We start from the raw sequence: 570 nt of genomic DNA, 5'->3' as shown, positions 1-570 counted from the left end.
AACGGACACAGCGCGATTACTCGCTGACTTTTAAACTGGCGCTGGTCGAGCAGATTGAAAAAGGCGAGCTCACCTACAAACAGGCTCAGGTGCGTTATGGCATTCAGGGCCGCTCCACCGTTCTGGTATGGTTGCGTAAACATGGTCGGCAAGATTGGAGCCAGGGGGCTTCTGTTCGTGCCGGCAGGAGCATCACCATGCCAGACCCCGACAACCAGACGCCCGAGCAGCGTATCAAGGAACTCGAGCAACAGCTGGCGCTGATGAGTCAGAAAGCCCAGTTCTTTGAGGCCGTCGTCGATGTACTGAAGAATGACTACGGCGTCTCTATCGTAAAAAAGCGACCCGGCAAGTCCTCTCGCAGCGGCAAGTCGAGAGGCTGACCATTGTCAGGGCTTGCCTGTTTCTGGGGATAAGCCGGCAGGCTTACTACAAGCGCAATCGGGTCGCCGACGAGCGCCATGCACAGGGCTTGCAGGTGGTGCGCTTCGTGCGTCAGGTTCGACTGCGACAACCTCGGGTGGGCACTCGCAAGCTGCATTATCTGCTGCAGGGTCAGGATGATGGCGG

General features: G+C 57.9%; 1 pseudogene. It reads left to right on the top strand.

Annotated elements, in window-relative coordinates:
* Nucleotides 1-570: pseudogene (locus G5149_RS20900) on the top strand (IS3-like element ISAs31 family transposase); the annotation flags it as partial.

Origin of the sequence: Aeromonas sp. 600479, assembly GCF_049175515.1 — a bacterium.
Classification (GTDB): domain Bacteria; phylum Pseudomonadota; class Gammaproteobacteria; order Enterobacterales; family Aeromonadaceae; genus Aeromonas; species Aeromonas veronii_A.
The sequence above is the reverse complement of the archived record's forward strand: the minus strand, read 5'-3'. Positions and strand labels throughout refer to the sequence as shown.